This window comes from Terriglobus sp. YAF25 (genome assembly GCF_052113305.1).
Taxonomy (GTDB): domain Bacteria; phylum Acidobacteriota; class Terriglobia; order Terriglobales; family Acidobacteriaceae; genus Terriglobus.
Map to the genome: position 1 here is coordinate 1 of NZ_JBFRCY010000280.1, position 6,349 is coordinate 6,349.

The 6,349-nt window shown below is 58.4% G+C and carries 6 protein-coding genes and 1 pseudogene; 2 read left to right on the plus strand and 5 right to left on the minus strand.

Annotated elements, in window-relative coordinates:
* Positions 1-238: 238 nt before the first annotated feature.
* From AB4043_RS13100 to AB4043_RS13115, 4 genes are all read right to left on the minus strand, one after another.
* Positions 239-2,059: an FUSC family protein gene (locus AB4043_RS13100; RefSeq protein ID WP_442307236.1), complete on the minus strand. Its 1,821-nt coding sequence runs from the start codon at positions 2,057-2,059 to the stop codon at positions 239-241.
* 2 nt (positions 2,060-2,061) lie between these two features.
* The gene (locus AB4043_RS13105) at positions 2,062-3,249 is read right to left on the minus strand and encodes an efflux RND transporter periplasmic adaptor subunit (protein WP_442307237.1); all 1,188 of its coding nucleotides are present in this window, start codon (positions 3,247-3,249) and stop codon (positions 2,062-2,064) included.
* A gap of 127 nt (positions 3,250-3,376) precedes the next feature.
* The gene (locus AB4043_RS13110) at positions 3,377-3,613 is read right to left on the minus strand and encodes a YtcA family lipoprotein (protein ID WP_442303036.1); all 237 of its coding nucleotides are present in this window, start codon (positions 3,611-3,613) and stop codon (positions 3,377-3,379) included.
* Between the two features lie 23 nt (positions 3,614-3,636).
* On the minus strand, positions 3,637-5,124 hold the full coding sequence (locus AB4043_RS13115) for a TolC family protein (RefSeq protein ID WP_442303037.1): 1,488 nt from the start codon (positions 5,122-5,124) through the stop codon (positions 3,637-3,639).
* A 44-nt stretch (positions 5,125-5,168) separates the two neighbouring features.
* Here AB4043_RS13115 and AB4043_RS13120 point away from each other — a divergent pair.
* Together AB4043_RS13120 and AB4043_RS13125 are read left to right on the plus strand one after the other, a co-directional pair.
* Positions 5,169-5,342, plus strand: a pseudogene (locus AB4043_RS13120) (TetR/AcrR family transcriptional regulator); the annotation flags it as partial.
* 17 nt (positions 5,343-5,359) lie between these two features.
* Entirely contained in the window at positions 5,360-5,590 is a 231-nt protein-coding gene (locus tag AB4043_RS13125) for a hypothetical protein (protein WP_442307239.1), read from the plus strand.
* Between the two features lie 155 nt (positions 5,591-5,745).
* Here AB4043_RS13125 and AB4043_RS13130 read toward each other — a convergent pair whose 3' ends face one another.
* The gene (locus tag AB4043_RS13130; RefSeq protein ID WP_442307238.1) at positions 5,746-6,123 is read right to left on the minus strand and encodes a DUF779 domain-containing protein; all 378 of its coding nucleotides are present in this window, start codon (positions 6,121-6,123) and stop codon (positions 5,746-5,748) included.
* Positions 6,124-6,349 lie beyond the last annotated feature (226 nt).

Consider the following 6,349-nt stretch of genomic DNA (forward strand, 5'->3'; position numbering starts at 1 on the left):
GATTAACGGCGCCCAACAGCTAGAGCATTTCTCCTGTAGGTGTAGTGTAGGGATTCCGTATCTATGGGCGTTTTCCGCAATGAAAACGCCGCTGCACTCCCCTTCCGGGCTACCCAGCAACAGGAGAAATGCTCTAATGTGTATCGACAAATTCGCCTCTATTGAAGAGCTATAGAGCCGGCCTTCAGCGCTTATATCGCCTGGGTGCCCCACCCTGGCAAGAAAGAAAGATGCAGACTCAGGCCGAGATACGGCTGGCTTCACGATAGAATTCGGCGGCTGCTCCTTCGATCTCACGCAGCAGCCGCCGGGATCGCACCAACTCGCGCTTGCGGTGGCGGCCAATCTCGAACTGCGCAGCGAAATCCATCTGCTGCATATTGGTCAGCTCGACAGAGACTATGCTGCGCAAGCGTTGAAACTCGCCTGCAGCAAGCTCAGCGGCATCAGCCTGCAGTACCAGGGCACGCAGCCGCGATGTTGCCCCCTTGATCTTCCGGAGCATGCTGCCGAGTGCATCACTGGTTCGTACCGGCCAGAGCTGGTCAAAGACAAACCACATCACACCGATACCTAAAGCAATGCCGATTACGCGGTCGCGCGCAGGGTTGAGCTGAGTCGGTGGTCCGAAGCCCTGCAGCGTTGAGAGAAAAAAAGCAAAGCCGATCTGTACGCCAACATACCCGATACGAGGGCTACGCATTACCCAGCCGGAGAGAAAGACTACCGGCGCAAGCACCACCACCAATGACGTCACGGAGTCCATATTTGGAAACAACAGTGAGACCGTGAGGATGCCAAGGACCCCGCCAACCACCGCACCAGCAAAACGGTAAAGCTGCTTCTGCTTCATCGCTCCGGTTGAGCTCAGACCCGTAAAAAGCACCGTCACGACACACGTCGTGATTCCCGGCCATGCCACGGCGTTGTAGAGGATATAGCAGATGAGTACAGAGAGGGTGAGCTTGAGAGCATAGAGCACCGGCTCGCTCTGCTCGAAGGCTCCGGGTTGGAAGAATCGAAAATGGCGCAGGCGGCGACGCCCCGCAGACTGACGACCGGCGACATCCACCGCAGCCACTGAGACCTCGCGATATTGTCGCAATTCGCGGAAGATCTCTTCGAAGGGGCCGCGCGACACATCTGCGAGAGCTACATGATCGAGATGCTGCCCGGCTGCGAGTTGATCGCACAGTGCCGCCAGTGTGCGGGCGCCGGCCTTCAGTTCTTCGTTGCCATCCGCTGTAAACGATGTAAATCCGAAGATMACGCTCTTACGAATCACACGCGTCAGAATACCGATGCGGTACTGCAGACCAACCGGCATCCGCACCGCCTGTTCCGATCCCTGCAAACGGTCGTACAGTTCGTGCAGGCGGAAGTCACCAGCATGCTCAAGCTGCAACAGATCCCGATGCGCACGACGGAGCTCCTGCGGCCGTGTATCAAGGTCATCCYGCGCGAGGGCGGCAAAGAAGCGGGCTAGCGAGGACAGCCTGCGATGCAGTTCGCGGTTGAGCTCTTCGGCAGGGTGACGCGAGGCGAATAGATACTCCACCGCAGTGGCGCATGCCAGCACCAGAGCGAGCGAAGCTACCTGGTACAAGCTATACGACACACCGGCGCTTGCGGAGTGATGACCGTCCCAGTAAGCGAGATCGACAAATCCGTAGAAACCGAAGATCGTCCACAACATTGGCAAGGTACTGGCCACCATGCAGAAGGCGGAGGCGAAGACACAGAGCGCAACACCAAGGAAGCGGGCCACTTCGTTACCATCGGTCAACTGCACCCACACCAACGACGCAATCGCCGCCAACGCACAGCCGGCAAGAATCTGTAACCCTGTCCGCAATGTCAGCCCAGGGCGTTCGCGTTGCATCAGTAACAGCAGCGCCGCCGAGAGCGAGAAGCCGGGAAGCTGCAGTGTCATGGCGATAACTACAGCGAGCACAATTCCCAGCGTGTCGCGCAGAGCGCCCGCCGTTCTACCGGGATACGGCGAGAGCTCTTCCTGCAACAACTCCAGCATGGTGCCGCGATGGAAACGTCTCGACATGTTTACCGCACCACGGTGATCGCGGTCGCGCCCACGCGGAAGAGATCAGGATTTGGATTCGTCACGCGTATGCGGACTGGGAAACGGGCCGACAGATGAACCCAGTTCAAGGTACGATCCACGTTCGGGAATCCGTTCGTAACGGCACCATCTTCCGGAAAGACCCCACGGCCGACGCTGTCGACAACACCATCAAAACGCTGGCTGGGATGCTCCATCAGGTAGACCTCAACATGATCGCCGGGACGAATGTGTTTCAGTTTCGATTCGCGATAGTTGGCCAACACCCACCAGTTGCCGGTATCGACCAGCGTGAACATAGATGTTCCGGGATGCGCATATGCGCCCTCGGAGATGTTCATGTTGACGACATAGCCATCGAAAGGGGCACGCACCTGGCACCACTCCAGGTTCAGCTCGGCCTGATGCACTTTGGCAGCACGGCTAGGGCGTTGCGCCTCCAGCGTCTCCAGCGTATCGACGGTATGAACGGCCTCGCCAAGCTTTGCCTGCGAGACCTGCAGACCCGCCTGTGCTGCCTGCTTCGAAGCCATTGCCATCGACTCCTGCGCCTGTGCCTGCAGAAGCTGCGACGAAGCTTGATGCGCCGACTCCCTCGCCACCCGCAGAGCTGTCTCCGCCTGGTCGACCTGCTGGGTGGTGACATAGTGCTTGGCCAGGAGCGGAGCGATGCGGTCGTAGTCGTTCTGTGCGAACTTCATCTGCGCATCGGCGGCAGCCTRTGCCGCGCGGGCACGTTCCACCGCGGCTGTTGCCGCCTCGTGATTTGCCTGGGCTGCACTGATACCGCTCTGCGAATTGAGGATGCCCGCACGTGCGGCAACAACCCCACTCTGCTCTGTAGCAATGCGGCGGCGCTCGTCGTTGATCTGCCCTTCCAGCATCGCCTGGTCAGCACGCGCCTGCTCCAGGGCATACTCATAGGGGCGCGGATCAATCTCGAAGAGCAGGTCGCCCTTATGCACCACCTGGTTGTCTTTGACCAGCAGCTTTGTCAGACGGCCTTCTACTTCCGGAGCGAAGGCGATGGCGTTCGCCCGTACCGTGGCATCGTCGGTGCGGGGATGACGGTCAACCTGCAGCAAAGCTATCGCAAGCGCAATAACAGCTACCGCCACGATGCCGATGCCGATCCTGCGACCGAGAGTTTGTCTTTCGTTGAGATTCATGATCGAGTCCTTGAGTTCTAGCCCTTTCCCTGTTGCTGGGTATCCCGGAAGGGTTGTACAGCGGCGTTTCATTGCGGAAAACGCCCATAGATGTGGAAGCCCCGCATTACACCCACAGGAAAAGGCTCTAAGCGAAGAAGGAAAGCCACAGCAGACAAGTAAACAACACCACCAATGCCGGGTGAATGATGGCTGGATGCCCGACCGAGTGCAGCAGACCCCTGCGCCGCAGCAGCAGGTGCACCAACGCTGTAAGCGCAACACCGAGCGCGAGCGAGATCATCCAGCCGGGAAAGTACGAACCGACGATCTCCACATTGGGATTACGTGCACAGCCGGCTGTCAGCACGAGAGTCAGGGGCATGAGTAAGGACCTGAAGAACGCGTTCACGGTTTCCATCCTGTTGTAGAAGCATTGCCCGAAGGCAGATTGCCAATTGCATAACTCAGTGCCGCGGCGCTTTGCTGCACGCGGGCACGGGCGCGCACATCCTCAAGCCGCGCCTGCGCCAGTTGCCGTTCCGCCTGCACAACGTCGACCAGTGACCGCACGCCGTATCGGAAGGCATCAAGCGATGATTCGTAGGAGACCGTAGAAGACGTAAGAAAGCTCTGTGAGGAGCGCTCCTGCTCGATGGCCGTCCTGTAGTCCACATACGACTCCCACACCTGGCGTGTGACCGCATCCTGCGTTGCACGTTGTTCTTCGGCAGCGGCCTTCTGTTCAGCCAGTGCGGCGGCTACCTCATGTCGACGCGCTCCGTTGAAGACCTCCCAGCGAAGCTGCACCGCAGCCGACCAGGTGGACACACTCGCCGGACCGAGCTGCCCGTAGTCCGCAGTAGGCCACATGTTGGTCTGTCCGCCGGTTGCAACCAGGCCTACGCTCGGGAGATATTTCGCGCGTGCCGATTTGGCGGCATCGTTGGACCGCTTGAGATCCTGCATACGCGCCAGCAGATCGGGCCGATTCTTCCAGGCCTTATCGATCAACTCCTCCACAGGCGTATCGAAGGCTTCCGGAGATGCGGAGGTCATTGCTACGATCTCGATCGTGGCGGTCGGCTCAACACCAATAGCTTCGGTCAACGCCAGTTTTGCCTTCTGCACTTCACCTTCGGCGCTGGCGAGATCATACTGTGCCCCGGCAGCGCCAGCCTGCGCGTTCTGCAGGTCCGGCAGCGTCGCACGCCCGTTGTCGAACTGCGACTGTGCATTGGCAAGCAGTGTCTGCGCCGTCTGCAGAATCTGCCTGGCCGCAGCAAGCTGGCCTGCCGCCTGCTGCACACGATAGAACTGCGTTGCGGTGCGATACGCGATGGTCTGCTGAACGCGGCCGAAGCGGAGGGCCGAGGCAACTTCAAACGCCTTGCTGCCCTCCACGCGAGGTCCGCGTGCAAAATCCAGAAGCTGGTACTGCAGCTCCATTTGTGCAACGGCAGTGGGCACCTCAACAGTTACATATCCGCGCGGCGCCAGCGGTTTAGGAAACGGATTGATCGCACGTAGATCACTTCCCTGTGCAACAAAGGTCAGCAGTGGCAGATACTCCGCGCGCTGCACGCCCGCCTCTTCCATGGCTCGCTTTGCCTGCGCCCATGCGATTCGTGATTCGGGGCTGGCACTTTCAGCAATATCAATCAGCTCTACGAGGCTATAGCTGTGGGAGTCATCGAGCTTTGGAATCGGACGTAAGCTCGAGGCCACGCCGATACAACGCCCGGCCTGCCGTGCAGTAATGACCTGTTCGCAACCCGATGTTGCCTGCTGCGCAGGAAGAAGCTGCGAACCACTGCAGAGAAGTGCGACCACGACAATGCCCGCATGAAAGATATTGCCTGGCGCGTTGTTTTCGATTTTGTTTACGCCGTACACAAGTCAAGTATACGCCGTATACATAAAAATGCTAGAGTATTTTTATGTCACCCCGGACACCGACAGAAAACGAGTCCCCCGGCCTTCGCCAGCGCATCATCGATGCCGCCAGCCGGATCTTTGTCGAGGAGGGATACGAGCACCTTTCGATGCGGCGTGTTGCCCAGGTTGTTGGGTGTTCGCAGATGGCTGCCTATCGACACTTCGCGAATAAAGAGGCGCTGACACAGCATTTGTGCGCCCAGCTCTATACGAAGAGTTTCTGCAGACGATTCATGAGCTCATCCGTAAGGTGCTTCCGCAGGACACGACCGTGGCGACCTCGAATATGCGGATGCGGCAGGTGCTGACCTGCCTGCATGGCACGGCAGCGCTACTGATCGCGCATCCTCGCGCTTATGGGCTTACGAAGGTGAAAGCCATCAAAGACGCTGAGGATACGATTATGCGGTTACTGCGGGATTGACCTCAGCGTTTTTGAGCGCACGACTGAAGCGTACGCTCAAGCAAGGCGGTTCGAGCTTCGCTCGAATATCCCCAGAGTCAGCGTACCCACGTATATCGATAACCATCAAACTGACAAGCTACAGATGGCTCGGCTAAGCTACAGACAGCTCGCCTTTATATCCGCCCAGCATTGCGGAGCGCGCCGATCTCGTCGTCGGTAAAAACGCGTGACCGGGTGAGGAACTGCAACCCTCCCGGACCTTCCAATGAGAAGGCTGCACCGAAACCTGGAACCACATCAATGATGATCTGCGTGTGCTTCCAGTACTCGAACTGTTGCGGGGAGATATAGAAGGGAGATCCACCGATCTCGCCCACCTTTACGTCGCGGCTGCCGATGCGGAACTCTCCCTCGGGGAAGCACATCGGCGCGCTGCCSTCACAGCAGCCGCCCGACTGATRGAACATCAACGGCCCGTGTGCGGCCTTGAGCTCATCGATCAAGCTCAAGGCCGCCGGGGTAGCCGTTACCTGTTCTGGCAGATCAGACATCGGAGCAATTCTCCTAAAAATATAGAGCGGAGCGTGGGCTGTTTGCGCCGTTTTCCGGCGAAGAAAACGGCATTCGCAGATTTATCCAAAGCTACGGTATTAGGAGAACTGCTCTAAAACAACCCGAGTTTCTTCGTGCTGTAACTCACAAGCTGGTTCTTTGTCTGCTGGTAGTGCTCCAGCATCATGAGGTGATTTTCGCGCCCGATACCGCTCTGCTTGTATC

Excerpts from the sequence above, each read along its gene's own strand:
- AB4043_RS13110 (WP_442303036.1), bottom strand. The coding sequence starts at position 3,613 with ATGCCCCTGACTCTCGTGCTGACAGCCGGCTGTGCACGTAATCCCAAT.